This is a genomic window from Bacillus sp. S/N-304-OC-R1 (assembly GCF_019749375.1).
GTDB lineage: Bacteria > Bacillota > Bacilli > Bacillales > Cytobacillaceae > Cytobacillus.
Genome location: NZ_JACWFE010000016.1, coordinates 132,218 through 153,087 on the forward strand (window position 1 = coordinate 132,218; position 20,870 = coordinate 153,087).

Sequence of the window (20,870 nt, forward strand, 5' to 3'; positions counted from 1 at the left end):
TCATATGAATAGACGGAAAACAGGGATGCTCCCCCTACAGCTTTGATAGATTTTATGACTGGAAGTTTTTTTCTGGAGATAGCAGCAGATTAACACCAATTTTCTTACAGATTGTCAGATAGTGCATTAGGAATAATATAAGAGCACCCGCATTCATACCAATGATGATACCATCCATCTGGAAACTATGCATGGAACCAAGGACATACATAACCGAGAAGGAAACGATTGTGGACCAAACAAAATGATAAAAAGCCTCTTTCATAAGTCCTAAACCAATTAAAAATGCCTGCATCGGTATAATGAAATAGTGCAACAGAAAAAACGGCCATAGCAACTGCAAGTAAATAGCAGCGTCAGTGGAATGGAAAAAGTTCAATGTCAGTGGTTCTGCGAAAAAGTAGAATAAGATAACTGCCGGAATTCCATATAGACAAGTAATGATAAATACTTGCTGCAGCAGACTTTGTAGCTTTTCATGATTTTTCTCGGCATAAGCTTCAGAAACAGTTGGAATGAGCATGATGAGGAAGGAATGTGCAATAAAAGCTGGGAAGAATCCGATTGTCATCGCAATGCCAGCAAGCATGCCGAAATGCTCAGTTGCCACCACACCACTTACACCAGCTCGTAATAAAGCTGCCTTAATAAGAAACGGTTCTATTGCGTGGGTGAGAGCATGAAAAACTCTTAGCGCAGTTGTAGGGACGGAAACAGCAAGTAAGCTTTTTCGGACGGAACTGCCGCTAATTCTTTCACTCGGCGCCCTCTTCACCTGCTGGAATTGCAGGATAAACATATGCAATAAATAGAAAAAGACAATAATTTCACTGCCTATGAACGTACAGAACGCAATGAAAACAGCGGTTTCCATATCAAACTGGAAAAATTGATATAAAAATACAAGTAATAAAAGCTGGACCAATTTTCTTACTAGATTATAAGTTGCTATTTTCCCCATCTGCTGCTTGCCCATAAAAAATCCTCTCGTAATGGAGGAAAAAGAAACGATAGGAATAAAAGCAATGACAACCCATCTTAAGTAAGGATGATACTGATCAAAGACAGAGATAAACGGAATAATCATGATTGCCAATGGCAGTAAAATAACTGTAAATAGAACGGTTAATTTAATGACGTGGTTGAGCATGCTATAATGATATTTCTTGTCTTTTTCAGCGATAAATTTTGAAATAGCGATTGGGAGTTCAAAGCTTGCCAGTAACACAATTAAAAAAATCGTTGGAAGAATGGACATATACAGCCCCAGCCCTCTCTCCCCCAGTTCCCGAGCCAATACCATATTAACGATAAATTCAATAATTTCACCAGCAAAGGCCGCAACCGCCAACAACAATGTTCCCTTGAAAAATTTATTCATTTTGCCTCTCCTTATACATCTGCCTAAATGATCGACTAGTTACCAGGTTCATATTGTATAAGATATGAGACAAGTTGTTAGATTATTATTTTTGTTGCTGGGAATATGAAAATTAATATTTGAATGAGGTGATGAAGTTAATAAGGCTAACTTTTCTTCTTTTTCTTTCTTGCACTTTTTTTAGTCTTAGATCGTAACCGATCCCTCGAAGAAAATATGTGGTGCCTCAGAATTTATCGGACAGTACTTGTGGAGAAGGTTGTGAAGCTGTCCAATATCTTGCTTTATCGGACAGGAACTGTGGAAAAACTGTTGAAACTGTCCAATATCTTGCTTTATCGGACAGGTACTGTGGAAAAGCTGTTGAAACTGTCCAATATCTTGCTTTATCGGACAGGTACTGTGGAAAAGCTGTTGAAGCTGTCCGATATCTGGCCTTTATCGGACAGGAACTGAAGAAAATCATCTCACCCAGGCATAATAAAACTCTTCCCTATAAAAAAAGAGACCCGCCATATAGGCAGCTCTCCCCTAAATATATTTATTTCTCCAGCATTAATTTTAAAATAAGCTCATCTGTTTGACGGGTGCCTTCATTGCCTAGCTTGCAGAAGCTTTCGATGCTTTTTTCTACGTCATCGTGGATGAAGCCATCTGTGGATTGGATTTCTTGGTGGTTAAGTGCTAATAATGCTGATTGAACTGCAACGTTTGAGCAGGTGGATACTTTCATCGCACAGCCGGCCTTTGCTCCGTCGCAAATCATGCCTGATACATTTCCAATCGTATTTTGGACAGCTGCTTTTACTTGCTGCAGATTGCCGTCTAGCAAATAAACGATTGCTGCACTGGCTCCCATTCCCGCTGCTGTTACACCGCATAGAGCTGACAAACGGCCAAATTTCGATTTAATATGGATGGTAACTAAATGACTGAGCGCAACAGCTCGAATCATTTTGTCTTCAGAGACTTGCAGCTTTTCAGCTACTGCAACAACAGGCAATGTTACAGCGATTCCTTGATTTCCGCTTCCAGTATTGGCCATGACCGGCAATGTCGACCCTGCCATTCTTGCATCAGAGCCTGCTGCAGCAAGCGACATAGCTGCTGTTGCAAGATCAGCGGATAGAAAGCCTTTCTTCACATTCTCTTGTATTGTTCTTCCAACATTGAGGCCGTACTGACCTGATAAACCTTCTAATCCAATGGTTTTATTTAACTCTATACTTTTTTTGACAAGAGTTAATTCCTCAACGTTGGCCTCAAGTACCCAAAGATAAATTTCATCTATCGTTAAGGCCTCTAATTCTTCTTCCTCCGTCTGAATGCCGATATTTTCGCAGCCCCCAAGAAAAACAGGCTTGCCATCAACTTCAATTAAAGTGATATTGCTATGATTATCTGAAATCACAACCTTTGATACATGCTGATCAGTTTGCACCGTAACTTCAATATAAAGCCTCTTTGGGGAGTCTGCTTGTCCGGCTTTCACCTTGCCCTCGGAGATTAATTGCAGAGCAAGCTGTTCATCTTTCTTTGTTAATCCATCAAGCAATTCTAACTTTTTGTCTGGATCTCCGGCAACTGCACCAAGAGCTGCAGAAAAGTCTAAGCCTTTTCCTGACATCCCAGGTATGCCAACTGACTTAGCATTTTTAATAATATTTCCGCTAGCTTTGACGATAATTTCTTGAATGGTACCGTTCGCATAACTTTTTGCCGTTGCCGCAGCCAATGCAATCGCAACAGGCTCCGTACAGCCAAGTGCTACCACAAGCTCTTTTTCTAAAATAGATAAAATTTTATGATTGTTCATTGATTATCCACCCGTTTTCATAATAATTAGTTAGATTTTAACATATCTAAATGCAAAAAAGACCCTCTCATTTTTTGGGAGCTGGCCTTTCAACTAATATTATTGGGTAAGAGAATGTTTAAAAGCATAAATAACAGCCTGAGTCCTGTCTTGGACCTGGAGCTTGCTTAGAATATTGCTTACATGGGTTTTTACCGTTTTTAAGGCGATAAATAATTCATCTGCAATTTCCTGATTCGTTTTCCCTTCTGTCATAAGAAGAAGAATCTCCATTTCCCGGCTCGTTAATTCTTCATGAGGAAGCTGCTGATGTTTCTGCCTCATTTTCACCATCATTTTCCCAGTTACTTCTGGCTCTAGAACTGATTGTCCTTTAAAAGTAGAACGGACGGCTTCTGCTATTTCACTAGCTTTTGAGGTTTTTAGCATATAGCTTGTAGCACCCGCTTCCAGTGCTGGATATACCTTCTCATCATCTAGAAAGCTTGTAACAATAATGATTTTAGCTTCCGGCCATCTTTCAATAATATTTCTAGTCGCTTCAATTCCATCCATTTCCTTCATAACTAAGTCCATTAAAATAATATCAGGACGTAATTCTAATGCCATATCAATGGCTGTTCTTCCATTGTCAGCCTCACCCACTACTTCAATATCAGGCTGTGCAGACAAATATGACGAAACCCCGATTCTTACCATTTCATGATCATCTACAAATAAAACTCTAATCATTAGCTTCACCCTCTTGCTTAATAATAGGAATCTTCACTTCAAGCCGTGTTCCGCTATTTTTCAAACTAATAATTTTGATCGTTCCTCCGATCTCTACAGCTCGTTCATGCATATTCTGAAGCCCATAAGAACCTGCTTTGGCTTCCTCCACATCGAAGCCAACCCCGTCATCCACAACACGTAAAATGACAAAATCATCTCTTTGAATGAGCAAGACTTCGAGCTTCGATGATTTTGCATGCCGAAGAGTGTTCGAAACCGATTCTTGGAGAATGCGGAATAAGTGGTCTTCAATTCCTTTGTCGAGAGGGAAGTCTTCTACTTTCCATTTAATATCCATTGTAACCTTTTGTGATAATTCGACTAGCAATTCCTGAATCCCTTCCTGCAGGGATTTCCCTTTTAAAGCAGCAGGTCTTAAATGAAGAAGAAGAGCTCTCATTTCAAGCTGAGATTGGTGAATCATTTCTTCCACCATTTTCAACTGCTTAGTCTCTCTTTCATTTGTCTCTTGCCTCGCCTCATTAATAGCAGACATTAACATAGAAGCAGCAAACAGCTGCTGACTGACTGAATCGTGCAATTCTCTGGCTAAGCGATTTCTCTCTTGAGAAATCACTTCCTGGACACGATTCTCCATATCCTCCGCTTTTTCCGTTGCCAGCTTTTGTGATAGCTTTGCCTGTTCGGCAATTTGCTTTTGAATTTTCCCTACTCTATTTACGATCGAATGTAAATCAGGAGAGGATTCCATTTCTTTTGTGTCAATTTGACGGCCTTCTTCTATATGATATAGCAAATTATCTACAGTTTGAATTTGCTTTTTCCAATTGATTCCTGAGACCAATCCAAAAAGGGTTCCAATAAAAATACTGACACTTGGAACAAAGATAATATAGGGGATATCCATTACATGTGTATCCCATAGCTCTTTCCCATCAATGAGCGGAAAACGAAATAGGAAAGACAGAATGAAAAGACTGCAAATGAGAAAAGCAACTGCAACTCCTAAGATAATTTGACGCTGAACTATACTCATACGCGCTTCACCTCTATATCGCCAACAGGTATCGAAGTAAAGATTTTTACACGCTGTTCAGCTTGCTCAAACCCTGGAGTTTGAACTTGCACAGTCTGATTAAATACTTTTGATTCCTGATTACCAAAGATTTCAATTGAGCCCGCTAATACAGAATGATTTACACTTATTTCAATATCATAAGGCACAAGAACTTGTATGTTGCCAATAATATTACGAATAAATATGACAGTTTCCCCTTTAGGAAGCACCGTATAGCTAAAATCTACTACCGTATCACCAATTCCTGTCTGGATATTAATATCTCTCCATTCGTACACGTGATTCGGTGTTTTCTGCTGCCCAAATAGCTGATTAACAAAAAGCGGTTTATTTCGAATAACGGTTTCTTTTTCTAAATTGACTGTAGATTCCTGAATAATTGGTTTAATATGAGCAGGATTTCGTTTTGCCTGAACAAATTGAATCAGAAAGTGTATTAAAATAGCCAGCAGGAAAAATTTCAGCGTAATCATACTAAAAACACTGATTACTAAAAAGATAATGCCAAGCCAAAAAAGGATTTTTCCGGATTTACTCGGCATCCATTTTCTCCCGAAATAAATCATCCCTGCTTCCACAAGGAGGGAGAAGATCAATCCTCTATTAAAGAAAGAAAACTCCAAGAAGAGAACGACTGCCCCTAGCAATAATATCCAGCTAATATATTCACTTTTTACTTTATTAATCATGGGGTCTCCCTCCCTTTCTAAAAGCGGAATGCGATCCTGCCTCTAAGAACTTCAAATACATATGCTACTAAACTCCTAAAAAGGCGCAGTTGTCCACGCCTTTTTAGAATACCATGTTTTCCCTATGAAATAGAATGGGTTTCTTCTTTTTTCATATCTTTTTCTAATTGAGCAATGCGTGCATCAATTGTACTGCGATAGTATGAACTATTTACTTCGTTTTCTAGGTGATCTAAATAAGATTCAATTTCTTGAAAACGTGAAGTTGATTTATTTGATACATTTTGCTGATCAAGCACCTGATTCATTTTCACTTGAGCTCTAGTCATGTTCTCACGGCCCATTAGCTCCATACGACGAATATGCATGTCTTTCAGCTTATGCTTCATTTCTTCATATTTTCTTTCAAGTTCATTTAGCTGCTGTACTGCCTGATTCAAGACATCCTTTAGGCGAACTGCACGCTCCATGTACTGTGCCTGTTCCTCAGAAGCAAATAAGTATAGATCTTGTTCTCCTGCCTGTGAGGCAATTTCTGCTTGGCGTTTTCTCTTGGCAGCTAATTCCTCTGCTTGACGATACTCTCTGCTGAACTCTTCCTTCAATGCATATTGGCGTTCTAACAGCTTACGAACCTTCTCCGTTTCTTTCTCACAGTCACGTAAATACTGATTTAAAAGGGTAATTGGATTTTTCTTTTCTTTTTGATCAAGCACCTCATTGAGATCGGCTAATACTGTGTTTTTAATACGAGTGAATAAATTTGTCATCTTCATCTTCTCCTTAAGGTTATTAGTTTTTCTTTATTTCAGCCCATTGTTTTTCAAAATTTGTGAATGGGTCGTTTTCTTCAACAACTGCTGTCTTTTTTTCATTCCATTTTTTATACACAATGTAAAGGACATATGCAGCGGCAATTCCTAGGATTGCTGGTATATTTGAAGCAGAGGCCATTAGTGCGATAAAGCCGATAATCCCCCAGCCAATTTTCATAAGTGTTGAATCTGCTTTTAAGAATTGCTTAAACACGAAGTACAGAATTACGACGCTTATGCCTAACGCCACCATTGGTCCCAGATTTGACAATAATACAAATGCTGCAATTCCTCCTGCTAATAGTAAACCGAATTTTTTCATTTTCGTTTCCTCCTTTCTTGATATCATCTTACCTTCATTTCAGGTTTCTCATAACGAGCCTGAGCTTTATTTTCAACTAGGACCAGAGACCGAGTGAAGCAAGGTCTGAGGTAATACATATAAGAAAAAAAATAATAGGTGTATTTACATGGATTCTATACTCTTATCCATACTAGAATTAGGAGGTGTGCGTTTACATGAATTTAGCGTGGCTATATGGAATATTACTGTTTACCCTGCCTGGTCAGCCAGCAGATAGTCTTTCCATCGAAAATGAAGGAGAAACAGTTCTTACTGTTTACCGGCAGGATTATTCAGTTCCTTTTCCGGATTTCCCCTTAATAGACGAAAAGAAATTAAATGTACTTATGGATATAGTTGATAAACAAACATATACAGCTTCAAAGAATGCTTATATAGACCGGACAGGCAACGTAGTTGAAGAAGAGGTCGGCAGCAGGCTGCACAGGAGGGCTTTCACTGAATTGTTTTATACATATTATTACAATACAAATGCATCGCGGATAACGGTACCGCTGCTTCCCATTCATCCTCGCGTAGATCGGGACTTATTATTACATATTCGGGTAAAGCAAATTGGCAGATATGTAACGTTTTTTAATTCAAGTAATAGAGCACGTTCTCATAATATATCGCTTGCTTCAGAGGCTATTAATAATCATGTCGTATTTCCTGGTGAAACTTTTTCCTTTAATCGTGTCGTAGGCAAGCGAACGAAGAGCAGAGGATATATGCAAGCTCCTGTTATTGTTAGAGGTGAACTGGCGGAGGATATTGGCGGTGGGATTTGTCAAGTTTCCTCCACCCTTTATAATGCGGCTGACCGGGCTGGGCTGAAAATAACCGAACGCTATTCTCACTCCAAGAGCGTTCCATACGTGCCAACTGGAAGGGATGCAGCAGTTAGCTGGAATGGACCCGATTTTAGCTTCAAAAATGAATACAGCTTTCCTTTATTAATTCGTGCCAGGGCTATTGGCGGACAAATGGTTATAAGAATCTTTTCTTCTGATGAAATTGAATATGAGCCGAGAATTGTCCCAGGAGCTTCGAATATCTTGCCAGAAGAAGTACCTAGTAACAGTGAGGAAAAATAAACTTAAAAGGATAAATGTGCATAGCGAAAAGAAGCGAAGAGGAAAAAAAACCTCTTCGCTTTTAAATTAGTTTTTTACTACTGACAACAATTCCATCCTCATCAGCATATATATAGTCCCCTGGATTCCAGTCTACCCCGCCAAACGTAACTATCAGATCACGTTCACCTTTTCCATCCTTTTGACTTCGCAAAGGATTGCTGCCAAGTGCAAGAATTCCAATATTTAAATCGGCCAGCTCAGCAGTATCCCTGACACATCCATTAATTATAACCCCTGCAAGCTTTCTGCTAACGGCAATTTCACCTAAACGATCTCCAAGTAAAGCACATCTTCTTGAACCGCCACCATCCACGACAAGTACATTTCCTTCTGGAATCGTTTCTAGAGCTTGCTTAACTAACACATTATCTTCAAATACTCTCACTGTTGAGATTGGACCAAAAAAGCTTTTCTTCCTTCCATAAGAACGAAATTCCTTCTGGCAAACTTCTACTTCCTTGCCAAATTCATCACATAAATCAGCTGTTTTTATCATGTTCCTCTAACCTCCCGTTACCTATTTTATGAATAAATTCAAGATGTACAGCCTTAATCCCTTTAAGATAGGAAAAAATTGTACTTTCCAAGCATATAGCTTAATTGATAGACCTTTTTTTAAAAAACGATAAGCAACTGTATTTGTTACCTGATAGCTTATTTAAGGGGAGGTATAATATGATTTTAATGGCTGTGACAACAATTGGATTTGTCATTTCATTAGGGATTGTCGGTGTCCTTCTGCATTTCTTTACGAATGAGGCATTAAATCTAGAGGACTCAACCTCCATTGATTCTGTTCCTAAGAATGAAGTAACCGGGGAAAGCGATTGTGAGAACTAGGATAATAAATTAAAGCTGGCTAGATTATATGTAGCCAGCTTTTTCTATCTATAAGTAACGTTGCTGTCATTTCCTTCTGCCGCTAGTATACAAACAACACCAATTGGAAAAATTATGGATGATTAAACCTATAGGAGGAAAGGTATGTCATCGAATAATAAAATGCCCCAATTTCCTGAGTCTTATTGGAGGGAAGTCCCTCTTCCATCTTTTGAAAAGCTTACCGAACATACTTCTGTCGATGTAGTCATTGTAGGTGGCGGAATTACTGGAATTACAGCTGGATACCATCTTGTAAAGGAAGGGCTAAAGGTGGCCATTTTGGAGGCTGGAAACATCCTAACCGGTACATCTGGCCATACAACAGCAAAGCTTACTGCTCAGCATGGATTAATTTATGATGAATTCATTAATCATTTTGGCATCGAAAAGGCAAAACTTTATTATGAGGCACAAAGTAGAGCGATAGATTTTGTCCGGAACCATGTGCAGGAGAAAAATATTGAATGTGATTTTAGTGAAGAAGATGCCATCATTTATGCTACTTCCGACAAGTACGCTAAGAAAATCGATACTGAAATGGAAGCCTACCAAAAGCTCGGAATAGATGGGAGACTTAAAGAAGGCATACCGTTCAATATTGATACAAAAGCAACAATCGTTATGCATAATCAAGCTCAATTTCATCCAATAAAATTCTTAAAAAACTTGCTCCAAGATTATATCGAAGCTGGGGGACTCGTTTATGAAAACACAACCGCAGTTGATATAGGGGAAAACGATCATCCAGTTGTTATTACTAATGACGGACATCGAGTAAAATGCAAATATGTAATTTCTGCTTCCCATTTCCCGTTTATGGATATGAAGGGCTTTTATTTTGCAAGAGTCTATCAAGAACGCTCTTATATTATAGGAGTAAAAACGAAAACGGATTATCCTGGGGGCATGTATTATAGTGCAGATGAACCAACCCGTTCACTTAGATATACACCATATAATGGAGAAAAGTTAATACTCGTTGGCGGTGAAGGACATAAAACCGGACAAGGAATTAATACTATCAAACATTATGAAGCATTGGAAAAATTCGCTGAAGAGGTGCTTGGCATAACAGAATATCCTTACCGCTGGTCCGCACAGGACATCATCACATTGGATAAGCTCCCTTATATCGGCCGAATTACAGCTGACAGCAAAAAGGTTCTCGTCGCTACTGGATATCGGAAATGGGGAATGACGAACGGAATAGCAGCGGCCATGCTGCTAAAGGACATTATCACCGAACAAAGAAATCCTTACGAGGAGTTATTCGATCCAGCTAGATTCAAGGCAGACCCAAGCCTCAAGAAAGTCATTTCTATTAATACGGACGTTGCCGGTCATCTAATAAAAGGAAAGCTAGAGGTTGCTCCAAAAAGCCCTAATGATTTGGAAAAAGATGAAGGTTCGGTCGTAACCGTTAATGGTAAAAGGGCCGGTGCTTATCGCGATAAAGATGGCACTCTTCACCTCGTCGACACTACTTGCACTCATTTAGGCTGTGAAACTGAATGGAATGAAGGCGAGAGAACATGGGATTGCCCATGCCATGGTTCAAGATATTCTTATGAGGGTGAAGTTTTAAACGGTCCGGCAAAAGAACCGCTTAAAAAGGTTGATTTTAAATAAAAATAGAAAAATCCTCTGAAGAATAGAGGATTTTTCTATTTTACTGTCTACTCCTGCGGGCGATTTTTCTGAGGATTATTGTGGCCGGTAGTAAACTCCACTAATTCAGAGCTCGTTCGATTGCCCCTTTTTTCATTTGTATTGCGCTGCGCATTAGCATTTCCTTGCTTTTTTCTGCCCATAGCTGCCTCATCTCCTTTTTTCAATTTCAAAGAGTAGTATGAGCGATATAAGAATCTTTATGCCTAGATTATTTAGTTACGCTTGGTTCAACAATTTTACCTGCCCGCATCATTTTCTTAGCAACAGGCACCCCAAGCTCCTTCGTAAATTTTCGCAGCTCTCTTTCCTCTCGTTCTGTAACTAAGGAAATAACGGTTCCGCTTGCCCCAAATCTTCCTGTTCTTCCTGAACGATGTATATATTGCTTTAAATCCTTTGGAAAATCAAAATGGACAACATGTGTGACGTCCTTAATATCTAAACCTCTGGCTGCCACATCTGTAGCAAGCAGCATATTTGTCTTTCCTGTACGAAAATTCTTTAAGGCATTTTGGCGGTCCATTTTATTTAAATCACTGTGTAAAATGCTTGTTTGGATGTTTTTATAGGCTAATTTTTCGGATATTACATTAAGATTGCCAATGTCCCTAATAAAGACTAGTGCTTTAATCTCTTCTAACCGAGATATTTTTTCAAGCATCATAATTTTGTCTCTCTGTTCAGCGATGAAATAAATATGGTCGACATTTTCAGCTATAATTGTTTCATCTTTTTCAACTCTGATCACCTCTGGATCAGCTGTCAATTCACGTGCCAGTCGTTCTGTGCCTTCTGGTAAGGTTGCAGAAAATAATATCGTTTGGCGGTCACTTAATGCCGATTTTATAATATTTTTGACTGTGTCTAAATGCTCAGGTACGAGCAGCTGGTCGCCTTCATCAAGCACAATCGTTTTGACTTCGTGCATCTTTAATTTTTTCTGCTTAATTAGTTCAAGCATTCTTCCAGGGGTACCAACAGCAATATGTGGGTGCTTCTTTAGCTTCTCTAACTGTCTTTTAACATTGGCACCTCCAATAAAAGATGCTGACCCAATGCCGCTTCCCTCTGACCATTTTTGAATTTCCTGAAGGATTTGCATGACAAGCTCTTGTGAAGGGGCAATAATGACTGCCTGGACACTTCTTTTGTCACTTTCAATTTTTTCTAGTATAGGAAGTAAATAAGCTAGCGTCTTTCCCGTCCCTGTAGGTGATTCTGCTATTACATCTTTTCCTTCTAAAGCTGACGGTATCGCTTTTGACTGAATCGTTGTCGGCTGATCGAAATTCGACTTTTTCCATACCTCTTGTATAAATGGCTTTAAACCGCTAATGAGAGTTTGTGTCATAAAGTACTCCTTTTTATATCAATTGTATATGTATCCTTTTATTAAACACATTATCGCTACTGATACTAGCTTATCATGCAAAAGATGTCTAGTCTAAATCCGTTGTATTGTAGGGATAACCCTCTATTGACAAGGGAATATTAAGTATGAGGTGTATTCCAATGATCCGAAAAATTAACAGCATATTATTAGTAGGATTACTTGTTTTTTCTGCACCTATTCATGCTCAAAAAGGAAACGATAAGATTGAAGTATTTCATATAGAAGAGGGAAAGGTTATAAATGAAGCAGCTCTCTCTTCAGACATTCAAGATGAAGCTGAAAAGTATTTAGCCAATATTTCAGATGTTTATAAAAAAATTAACCCCTTCCCTAAAAAAGGATTTATTGTCAAGATCCCTCTCCAGCCTTCTATTTTAGTAAAAAATCAATGGATTTATACGCTTGCAGATGAATTGACAATTATTTTTCCAGTTGAGGAAGAACCTTTTATTATGATTTATGATGATGAACACCAAGTATATTTCTTTACCATTGAGCATCAATTTAATCATTATTACTTAAAGAAAAAGCTTGGATTAGTCAATGAAAAAAGGTGAGACCTATATTCTATATAGGAATCACCTTGAACTTTATTGTACTATAGCATAAATATTATGCAGCAGTATTAGCTTTCAGTGCTTTTTCCTTTGCTCTGATTTGTTTGAAAGCTTTCGTTTCAGCCACAACAACACCAGAAAGGAATAGAAGTCCAATTAAGTTAGGAATCGCCATTAACGCGTTGAAAATGTCTGCAATTGTCCAAACTAATCCAAGACCCGCAACTGCTCCTAGTAAAACTGTTATTGTATAAATAATACGATATACAGCAATGGATTTATAACCAAACAAGTATTCAAAGCATTTCTCACCATAATACGCCCAGCCTAATACCGTCGAATAAGCAAAGAAAATTAAACCGATAGTAACAATCCAGCCTCCAACTCCAGGAAGCAATAGATTAAACGTTTGTGTAGTTAAAGCAGCACCAGTTGCTTCACCTTTTGCATATAATCCACCCATTACTAAAGTAATACCAGTGATCGAACATACAACAACTGTATCAAGGAATGTACCTGTCATTGAAATAAGAGCTTGACGACCCGGGTGGTCTGTTTTTGCTGCTGCAGCTGCAATTGGTGCAGAACCCATCCCAGCTTCGTTGGAGAATACTCCACGCGCTACCCCATAACGGATAACTGATCCGATCGCTCCACCAGCCATTGCTTGTCCAGTAAATGCATCAGAGAAAATAAGACCTAAAGCAGCTGGAAGTTCACTAATATTAGCAAAAATAATAATTAGTCCGCCTAAAACATAAAATATAGCCATGAATGGAACCATTAGTGAAGTAACTTTTCCGATACTTTGAATTCCACCTAATAAAACTAGTCCTGTTCCAATTGTTAAAATAATACCTGTAATCCAAGGGTTAATACCAAAGCTTGACTCTACTGCAGCAGCTACGGAATTGGATTGAACCGAGCTTCCGATACCAAATGCAGCAATTGAACCAAATAAAGCGAATAAAACAGCAAGCCATTTCCAGCCTAAACCTCTTTCAATATAATACATCGGTCCTCCGGCCATTTCGCCGCGTTTTCCAACTGTACGATATTTTACTGATAGAATTGCTTCAGCATATTTCGTTGCCATTCCCACTAGAGCTGTAATCCACATCCAAAATACTGCTCCTGGACCTCCGAGTACAACCGCTGTTGCAACCCCCGCAATATTACCAGTTCCAATTGTAGCAGCCAGGGCTGTCATGAGAGATTGGAAATGCGAGATATCCCCTTCTGAAGTTTTGTCCTGATTTTTTGAGAACGCTAGTTTAAGAGCATATGGAAGATTGCTAAACTGCATAAAACCTAATCTTATTGTAAGATAAAGACCTGTTCCAACTAATAAAATGAGCAGGGGTGGTCCCCAGACAAAATCTGCAATTTTTGATAAAATATCTGTCATATCGTTTCTCCTTTTTGTGTATTAGTTACTTTCAAAAGATGATCGATGAACAAAAACCAGCTGGAAAAATCCCCCTTTGATATTTCAGAATATTATTGTAATTATGACTATTAATCATATTACGATAATTATATATTATTCAAAAAGTAGACACAATATTTTTTTTATTTTTATATTTCAATTGACTCAATTTTTAATTCAATTCTGTTGCCAATCTATTGATACAAAAGGGTCTTACGAACTATAAATTTTTTAGAAAAAGAAAATAAAAAGAGGTGCTTAGCATCTGCCAAGCACCTCTTTTTGTCTATTAAGATACCTTCTCTTTTTCTTCTTGGTAGCCATTCTCCCAATACTCAGCATTTTTAATGCCAAGCTTGGTTGAGTTAAATACAGGATCAAGTCCTTGTTTCTTTTGTTGCTCGTAGTCTTTTAAAGCAACTATTGCTGGTTTTGCCAATATGATTATTGCAATCATATTTAACCAAACCATTAGCCCTAATCCAGCATCCCCAAATGCCCATGCAAGATCTGCTGTTCTGATAGCACCGTAGAAAGTTGAAACTAACAGGACAATTTTCAAGATAAACGTTGGCCATTTTGCATTTTTGAATAAATAAGCAACGTTTGTTTCTGACATATAATAGTACGCCATAATTGTAGTAAAGGCGAAGAAGAATAGAGAAATCGCAACGAATCCAGCTCCAAACCCTGGGAAAGCGGTTTCAACTGCTGCCTGAGTATAGCCAGGGCCAGCAGCAACACCAGGAATATTGTTTACGATCATTGTTTTACCATCTGTACCAACTGTATTAAACATTCCCGTAAACAAAATCATAAAGGCTGTAGCTGAACAGACTAATAATGTATCAATATAAACTGAAAACGCTTGCACTAAACCTTGTTTAGCTGGGTGAGATACTTCAGCAGCTGCAGCAGCATGCGGACCAGTTCCTTGTCCAGCTTCATTCGAGTAAATTCCACGTTTAACTCCCCAAGCAATAGCACTACCTACAAGGCCGCCGAACATTTCTTCAGCACCAAAAGCACTTTTGAAAATAAGAGCGAAAACATTGCCTACTTCGCCGATATTCATGGCCATAATAATAAGTGCTACAAGTATATATCCAAGAGCCATGAATGGTACTACTAATTGCGCAACATTTGCAATACGTCTTACTCCACCAAAAATAATAAATCCTAATAATGCTATGATAAATAATCCAGTAACCCATGTTGGAATATTAAATGCATTCTCCATACCTGCTGCAATTGAATTTGATTGAATACCTGGCATTAATAATGACAATGCTAGAACAGCAGAGATAGCGAATAAAATGGCAAACCATTTGACACCCATACCTTTTTCAATATAGAATGCAGGGCCCCCGCGATATTGACCATCTTTCTTTACTTTGTAAATTTGCGCTAATGTCGACTCTACATACGCAGTTGCTGCACCGATGAAGGCCATAGCCCACATCCAGAATACCGCCCCTGGTCCTCCCATTGCGATTGCAGTTGCTGTACCAGCAATATTACCAGTTCCTACGCGGCCAGAAAGAGCAATAGATAAGGCCTGGAAAGAAGAAACGCCCGCTTCAGAACTTTTTCCTTGAAACATGAGCATGATCATGTCTTTAATGTGTCTAACTTGCAGGAATCTAGTAAAAATCGAGAATAATAATCCTACACCTAGACAAATGTAAATTACTGGAGTACTCCATAAAATATCATTCAACCCATTTACAAAAGCTTCCAAATAAATTCCTCCTTTGTATAGTTAATTCTGAATCTTTTTCCTATTACGAATTATAGAACAAGTACCTAAAGAAAACAATAATTATTTTTTTATTTTTTTACACATGTCAATAATTATATTGTACTATCCTTTTTGGCTTGTAATATCCGATATATCACATTTTTCATACAAAATATTACGCTTCATATATGCTCTTCACTACTTTACACTTGACAACTGTAAAGTTTGAAAAAATGCCCAGTTTGCATATTCCTTCATATTTTCAAAAACTTCGTTATAATATATTTAGGGAAGCGAAATAAAAAAGCAGAAAGAAGTGTTTAAAGCATAATGAAACCAGATTCAAAACGGAATTTATTCATCATGTGGTTTGCTAATTTTTTCGTCGCAGGCAGTATGACGATGGTCTTGCCATTTATTTCTTTGTACATTGAAACGTTTGGAAATTTTTCTGCTACTTATGTGCAGCATTGGTCAGGCTGGACGTTTGCCATTACATTCGTCGCTGCATTTCTCTTCTCACCGATCTGGGGAAGAATTGGAGATTTATATGGCAGAAAGAAGATTTTAATAGCCTCCGGACTAGGAATGGGGTTATCCATTTTCCTTATGGGATATGTCACATCAGTCTGGCAGCTCTTTATGCTTCGGTTATTTATGGGAATATTTACAGGATTTATTCCAATGTCACAGGCCTTTATTTCAACACAGACACCAAAAAATATCGCAGGCAAAGTCATGGGTACTTTGCAGACCGGCAGTATTACAGGTTCCTTAATGGGTCCTATGCTTGGAGGTATCTTGGCCGATCAATTTGGTTTTGCCCATACATTTAAATGGACTTCAATCTCGATTTTCCTTTCGGCATTGCTCGTGTTATTTACAAGAGAAATTATTCTGCAAAATAAAGATGACAAAATAACAAGCTATTCTAGCAAAGCAGTCATTCTTCATATTATTCGCCACCCTATTCTCCTGACCGTCCTGCTGATCTCGGCTCTTATTCAGGTCGCACATTTTAGTATCCAGCCAATACTATCTCTATATGTGAGTAAACTTCATGGTTCTGAAAATCTTGCATTTTTTGCAGGAATAGCATTCTCAGCCGGAGGACTTGGCAACTTAATGATGGCTCGTCAATGGGGAAAAATTGCTGATCGTTATGGTTATATTAAAATACTAATCATTTTACTTTTTATGGCAGGGCTCTTCTATTTACCAGGAGGATTTGTCACAAATTATTGGCAGCTCGTAATTATTCGGTTTACTCTTGGTGTTACAATTGGCGGGATTATTCCTGTCCGAATTGCTTATATTCGCCAGGAAGCACCAATTGCCATGCAAGGAGAGGTTCTTGGCTACAATACGAGCCTTCGCTTTTTCGGGAATATTATTGGTCCTGTTATGGGCGGACTCATTTCTGGCTATTTTGGCTTTTCTGCGGTATTCGTCACAACCAGTTTATTGCTTATATTAAGCGGACTTATCTTATTGCTAGCCATGAACCGGCATACCCAAGTTGCCGGAATAAATTTGGAGAAAAAAAGAATGCCCCTTTGATTTTTGGGGCATTTTTTCATGTTTATTACTTCTACAAAATCTATTTAAATTCGGATATCTAAATAAAATGATATCGCTAAAAATCCCCCTCAGCCAATGCATCTCTTAGTATTATCAGCGCAAGAGAATGATCGTTCATGATATTTTGGACTTCATCTGGTTCAACCAAGATTCGTGATGTTGTTTCATTTTCTTGCTGAAAAGGAAGATATTCTTCTACATTCATTCTATAGTAAAGCTGATAGCCTACTAAAGGGTATTTCCCATTAGGATCAAACAATGGATTTTCTTCATGACTTACTTTAATAGCACCTAAATATTTTATTGTCCCCTTTACGTAAGCTTCTTCAAGTGCTTCTCTATGAAATGCTTCTTCTGGAGTCTCTCCATTCTCTATATGTCCGCCGGGGTTATTGAATCCCCTCCCTTTCACATTCACTAAAAGGATCTTTCCGTTAAAAAAACAGTAGCCATGAACACTTGTCACTATCTTTGTATCAGAAATAATTTTCCTGGGATGCCATGAAAGTTTAACATGATGACCTCCCCAATTAACATATATACTGTGCTCCATAGTACTCTCCTGTTACTAAAGCTGAATTTTTTCGTACCAAATTGGCTTTGTATTTTCAAAATATTTATGGTCCTCTAAAATTCCATACAGCCGAATTATCATCTCATCTAATTTTTCTGGTACGACATTTTTCGTCCATACTACTGAGGAAAAAATATTCATAGCTAAATAGATTGAATATAGCATCCAAAACCCATCAGGTATTTCGTTATTAAAGTAACCATCCAATTGACCAATAGAAAAAGGAATGCTTACTTCTTTACTGAACAAACCGACCTTTAAGAAATCATGGATTGGATCACCCCAATCAAATCGGTTAAAATCAATCACTCCTGCATATTGTTTATCATTCACAATTAAATTCCCTGCATGGAAATCATCATGCTGAAAACGATTAGGACGGTTCTTAAGAAAATGAAGATTTTCTTCAATAAAGTTTATAATCCTATCATCGCCTGCAAGCTTGACTCCACATGTTTGGTAAGCATTTAAATACTTTGTATATTTTGCTACAATTCTGTCGTTCCAAGGCTTCATATTTGATGGAGCAGGAAGTGAATGCATCTTCTTTAAATCCTTGCCTGCATCAAGGCCAATTTGATATTGCTCTTTCTGGCTTAATGAAGGGAGTGCATCTCTTGCATCTATTCCTTCTATATAAGTAAGTATATAATAGCAAAGCTCTAAATCTGCCAAGCAGCCATATTCAATTGGCTTCGATGTCCTTATGTTATATTTTTGTAAAATACTAATTACATCGTATTCAGCTTTTTTCCTTTCCGATTGGCTAATGTTTGAAGTACGCAGTATACACTTTTCATTGCCATCAAAATGGATGATATAAATCCTATCGCTTGAGAAACCTTTATGTATTTCTTCTATTACTATATGCTCAGTAAGAATTTGAATTTTATCTATTAAATTTTTTGGATCCATCATAATTTACTCCTCAATTTTTATCATATTTTAAAGGGAAGCATTTATTTGAAGCGAAAGTATTATATATTCTCTTCAAAAAAAGAATAGGAGGAAACTATATGTTTTTTCAAAATGGTCCGCTGCTCATAAGAGAAATAAGAATAGATGATAATCATTTGTTAGCCAAGTGGCTCTCCGACCCTATTATTCTAGAATATTATGAAGGAAGGGATAATCCGTTTGATATAAAAAAGGTAAATAAAAAGTTTTATAATCGTCAGGATGGAGTTAACAGATGTATAATCCAATTCAATCAAACTCCGATTGGTTATATCCAATTTTATGAGTTAGACCATGAAACAAGAGAAAAATATGGATATATAAGTGATCAACGAATCATTTTCGGAATGGACCAATTTATCGGAGAACATGCCTATTGGAACAAAGGAATTGGAACAATGCTTGTAACATCCATGATCAATTATTTGATAACTGAAAAACACGCAGATTTAGTTGTCATGGACCCTCGAGTACAAAATGAACGTGCACTTCGCTGCTATGAGAAATGCGGATTCAGAATTGTAAAACTGCTCCCCAAAAATGAGCTGCATGAAGGAGAATACAGGGATTCTTGGCTAATTCAATATCAACATACGAATTAAATCGTTTTCCCTCTAATCTATTGATGATTTTCAAAAAATTCGATTTCAAACTCTGGATAATCGGCTTCCGTTTCTAATGGTTTTAATCCTAAACGTTGATAAAACCCTGTCGCACCGGGACTTGAGTACCATTGCATCCAAGATGTTCCATTGCCTCTTGCCCATTCCTTTACTGCGCCGAAAAGATTGGCAGCAGCGGATTGATGACGCCAGGCTGGATGAACGAACAAATCATGCAGCCGGCTAATCTTTTTGCCCGTTCTCAGATGAAATCCATAATCTTGAGCCCATGAATAACCAACAATTTTTTCATTCATAATAGCAACAAGTATAAAATGTTCATCACTTAAGAGTTTTTGCTCAAAACGAATCTTAGTATTCTCTTTTGAATCTGTTTTCCCCATCAAGAAGAGTAATTCCCAAAGCATAGCGAAATCTTCTTTCCTGGCATGTCTAATCTCTATGATGTTCAGCTCCTTTCATCAAGTAGTCCTGCTGTCTTTAACCTCCCCTCTGCAATTCTTTGTAGAAGTTTAATGCTTCTATTAAAAACTGTTTATCATAACCGGTTTTTGAATGAATTCTCTCTACCCACGCCTCAGTCGTTTCAAGAGACTGATCAGGAACTAATCCTTCTGTTGTACTGAGGAAACTCTCCCAATTATAGAATTCCCAATGTGCTGTTTCACTTTTATAAGGAGTTCTCACTTCTAAAAGCGGCTTTGGTCTAATTTGAATTTGAGAAAATTCAGCCGCATCCATAAATAAATCTAAATCTATTGGTCTCGTATCATAGGATTGGCGCGATATTTTTCCATTTGGCCGATAATAGGTTACTTCTAAAGAAAATTTATTTGGCATTATTTCGACATCGACTGCTGGGAAAAATCCTGCCAATTTCTCTCCACTAAATCGATCGTTTTGAGAATCTATTAATATTGGATTGATCCACTGATCTCCTAAATCACATAAGTATCGGTCTCCCTGTTCATCAACTGCAATTACAGCCCCGTGAGCCTTTTCCGTTTTCAAATTGTGGCCAATCGGATAACTCTCGATACCAGCTTGTCTAAATTCACCAAGCAGCCAGATCGCTAAATCAAAACAGTTTCCTGATATTCCATACTGAATTCGATGCTCCTTCATTAAGGACAAATCTCTTTGCTTTTTATGAATTGTTCTCTGAGAAAACCAAGCCTTTGTTAATGTTTCCATTGGAAATTTATCAAACTTCCTCCATACAGATAGAATATAATCCGGTGCATTCATCTTTTTCATCCTCTCAAATCGGTTCAAAGGAATATTCTAGGGGAAACATATAAATTCCTGTTTTAGGAAAAAGGTTTTTGATTAGATTTAATAGGGGATTAGTTTTTGAGCGCTTCATATAGTTGGGGATAGCGGTTTATCGGACAGCTTCAAGCCTTTTATTGGAGAACTTGTCCGATAAACGGATTTATCGGACAACCTGGAGCATTTCGTCTGAG

23 protein-coding genes are annotated in these 20,870 nt (G+C 37.9%); 7 read left to right on the plus strand and 16 right to left on the minus strand.

Going from position 1 to position 20,870, the window contains the following annotated elements:
* Positions 1 to 52: 52 nt before the first annotated feature.
* A complete protein-coding gene (locus H0173_RS13910) occupies positions 53 to 1,381 on the minus strand; it encodes a polysaccharide biosynthesis protein (RefSeq protein WP_221847121.1) in 1,329 nt (442 codons plus the stop codon).
* 221 nt (positions 1,382 to 1,602) lie between these two features.
* On the opposite strand from H0173_RS13910, the gene H0173_RS13915 reads away from it, so the two are divergent.
* Positions 1,603 to 1,965 carry a hypothetical protein gene (locus H0173_RS13915; RefSeq protein WP_221847122.1) on the plus strand — a complete coding sequence of 121 codons (363 nt, stop codon included), beginning with the start codon at positions 1,603 to 1,605 and terminating at the stop codon, positions 1,963 to 1,965.
* Here H0173_RS13915 and H0173_RS13920 read toward each other — a convergent pair.
* The 6 genes from H0173_RS13920 to H0173_RS13945 all read right to left on the minus strand — a co-directional run bounded on the left by H0173_RS13920 (position 1,923) and on the right by H0173_RS13945 (position 6,836).
* Positions 1,923 to 3,197, minus strand: a complete 1,275-nt coding sequence (locus H0173_RS13920; RefSeq protein ID WP_221847123.1) for an L-cysteine desulfidase family protein — start codon at positions 3,195 to 3,197, stop codon at positions 1,923 to 1,925. The two genes, H0173_RS13915 and H0173_RS13920, sit on opposite strands and share 43 nt — an antisense overlap.
* Positions 3,198 to 3,296: 99 nt before the next feature.
* Positions 3,297 to 3,929 (minus strand): response regulator transcription factor, encoded by a 633-nt coding sequence (locus tag H0173_RS13925; RefSeq protein ID WP_221847124.1) that lies wholly within the window; start codon positions 3,927 to 3,929, stop codon positions 3,297 to 3,299.
* Entirely contained in the window at positions 3,922 to 4,968 is a 1,047-nt protein-coding gene (locus tag H0173_RS13930; RefSeq protein ID WP_221847125.1) for a sensor histidine kinase, read from the minus strand. The genes H0173_RS13925 and H0173_RS13930 overlap by 8 nt, the downstream gene beginning before the upstream one ends.
* On the minus strand, positions 4,965 to 5,699 hold the full coding sequence (liaF, locus tag H0173_RS13935; protein ID WP_221847126.1) for a cell wall-active antibiotics response protein LiaF: 735 nt from the start codon (positions 5,697 to 5,699) through the stop codon (positions 4,965 to 4,967). The genes H0173_RS13930 and liaF overlap by 4 nt, the downstream gene beginning before the upstream one ends.
* A 122-nt stretch (positions 5,700 to 5,821) precedes the next feature.
* A complete protein-coding gene (locus H0173_RS13940) occupies positions 5,822 to 6,469 on the minus strand; it encodes a PspA/IM30 family protein (RefSeq protein WP_221847127.1) in 648 nt (215 codons plus the stop codon).
* Positions 6,470 to 6,491: 22 nt separating this feature from the next.
* Positions 6,492 to 6,836 (minus strand): lmo0954 family membrane protein, encoded by a 345-nt coding sequence (locus H0173_RS13945; protein ID WP_221847128.1) that lies wholly within the window; start codon positions 6,834 to 6,836, stop codon positions 6,492 to 6,494.
* Positions 6,837 to 7,033: 197 nt separating this feature from the next.
* On the opposite strand from H0173_RS13945, the gene H0173_RS13950 reads away from it, so the two are divergent.
* Positions 7,034 to 7,954 (plus strand): VanW family protein, encoded by a 921-nt coding sequence (locus tag H0173_RS13950; RefSeq protein WP_221847129.1) that lies wholly within the window; start codon positions 7,034 to 7,036, stop codon positions 7,952 to 7,954.
* Between the two features lie 61 nt (positions 7,955 to 8,015).
* On the opposite strand, the gene rraA is transcribed toward H0173_RS13950, so the two are convergent.
* Positions 8,016 to 8,492, minus strand: coding sequence for a ribonuclease E activity regulator RraA (gene rraA, locus H0173_RS13955; RefSeq protein ID WP_221847130.1), 477 nt, complete (start codon positions 8,490 to 8,492; stop codon positions 8,016 to 8,018).
* A gap of 179 nt (positions 8,493 to 8,671) precedes the next feature.
* On the opposite strand from rraA, the gene H0173_RS13960 reads away from it, so the two are divergent.
* Both H0173_RS13960 and H0173_RS13965 read left to right on the plus strand, forming a co-directional pair.
* On the plus strand, positions 8,672 to 8,836 hold the full coding sequence (locus H0173_RS13960; protein ID WP_221847131.1) for a hypothetical protein: 165 nt from the start codon (positions 8,672 to 8,674) through the stop codon (positions 8,834 to 8,836).
* Positions 8,837 to 8,980: 144 nt separating this feature from the next.
* Positions 8,981 to 10,507 carry an FAD-dependent oxidoreductase gene (locus tag H0173_RS13965; RefSeq protein ID WP_221847132.1) on the plus strand — a complete coding sequence of 509 codons (1,527 nt, stop codon included), beginning with the start codon at positions 8,981 to 8,983 and terminating at the stop codon, positions 10,505 to 10,507.
* A gap of 47 nt (positions 10,508 to 10,554) precedes the next feature.
* Here H0173_RS13965 and H0173_RS22335 read toward each other — a convergent pair whose 3' ends face one another.
* Together H0173_RS22335 and H0173_RS13970 are read right to left on the minus strand one after the other, a co-directional pair.
* Complete coding sequence (locus H0173_RS22335; RefSeq protein WP_260631179.1) at positions 10,555 to 10,689, minus strand: hypothetical protein; 135 nt, start codon at positions 10,687 to 10,689, stop codon at positions 10,555 to 10,557.
* A gap of 68 nt (positions 10,690 to 10,757) precedes the next feature.
* Positions 10,758 to 11,900 (minus strand): DEAD/DEAH box helicase, encoded by a 1,143-nt coding sequence (locus H0173_RS13970; protein WP_221847133.1) that lies wholly within the window; start codon positions 11,898 to 11,900, stop codon positions 10,758 to 10,760.
* Positions 11,901 to 12,061: 161 nt separating this feature from the next.
* Between H0173_RS13970 and H0173_RS13975 the strand changes: the two genes are divergently transcribed.
* On the plus strand, positions 12,062 to 12,499 hold the full coding sequence (locus H0173_RS13975) for a hypothetical protein (RefSeq protein WP_221847134.1): 438 nt from the start codon (positions 12,062 to 12,064) through the stop codon (positions 12,497 to 12,499).
* A gap of 55 nt (positions 12,500 to 12,554) precedes the next feature.
* On the opposite strand, the gene H0173_RS13980 is transcribed toward H0173_RS13975, so the two are convergent.
* Both H0173_RS13980 and H0173_RS13985 read right to left on the minus strand, forming a co-directional pair.
* A complete protein-coding gene (locus tag H0173_RS13980; protein WP_221847135.1) occupies positions 12,555 to 13,907 on the minus strand; it encodes an alanine/glycine:cation symporter family protein in 1,353 nt (450 codons plus the stop codon).
* A 310-nt stretch (positions 13,908 to 14,217) separates the two neighbouring features.
* Positions 14,218 to 15,669 (minus strand): alanine/glycine:cation symporter family protein, encoded by a 1,452-nt coding sequence (locus H0173_RS13985; RefSeq protein ID WP_221847136.1) that lies wholly within the window; start codon positions 15,667 to 15,669, stop codon positions 14,218 to 14,220.
* Between the two features lie 330 nt (positions 15,670 to 15,999).
* Between H0173_RS13985 and H0173_RS13990 the strand changes: the two genes are divergently transcribed.
* Positions 16,000 to 17,229: an MFS transporter gene (locus H0173_RS13990; RefSeq protein WP_221847137.1), complete on the plus strand. Its 1,230-nt coding sequence runs from the start codon at positions 16,000 to 16,002 to the stop codon at positions 17,227 to 17,229.
* Between the two features lie 76 nt (positions 17,230 to 17,305).
* On the opposite strand, the gene H0173_RS13995 is transcribed toward H0173_RS13990, so the two are convergent.
* Entirely contained in the window at positions 17,306 to 17,803 is a 498-nt protein-coding gene (locus tag H0173_RS13995) for an NUDIX hydrolase (RefSeq protein ID WP_221847138.1), read from the minus strand.
* Positions 17,804 to 17,818: 15 nt separating this feature from the next.
* Positions 17,819 to 18,739 carry an aminoglycoside phosphotransferase family protein gene (locus tag H0173_RS14000; protein ID WP_260631180.1) on the minus strand — a complete coding sequence of 307 codons (921 nt, stop codon included), beginning with the start codon at positions 18,737 to 18,739 and terminating at the stop codon, positions 17,819 to 17,821.
* A gap of 101 nt (positions 18,740 to 18,840) precedes the next feature.
* Between H0173_RS14000 and H0173_RS14005 the strand changes: the two genes are divergently transcribed.
* Positions 18,841 to 19,383, plus strand: coding sequence for a GNAT family N-acetyltransferase (locus H0173_RS14005; protein WP_221847140.1), 543 nt, complete (start codon positions 18,841 to 18,843; stop codon positions 19,381 to 19,383).
* A 17-nt stretch (positions 19,384 to 19,400) separates the two neighbouring features.
* Here H0173_RS14005 and H0173_RS14010 read toward each other — a convergent pair whose 3' ends face one another.
* Entirely contained in the window at positions 19,401 to 19,811 is a 411-nt protein-coding gene (locus H0173_RS14010) for a GNAT family N-acetyltransferase (protein WP_221847141.1), read from the minus strand.
* A 73-nt stretch (positions 19,812 to 19,884) separates the two neighbouring features.
* Complete coding sequence (locus tag H0173_RS14015; protein WP_221847142.1) at positions 19,885 to 20,652, minus strand: hypothetical protein; 768 nt, start codon at positions 20,650 to 20,652, stop codon at positions 19,885 to 19,887.
* Between the last annotated feature and the right edge of the window lie 218 nt (positions 20,653 to 20,870).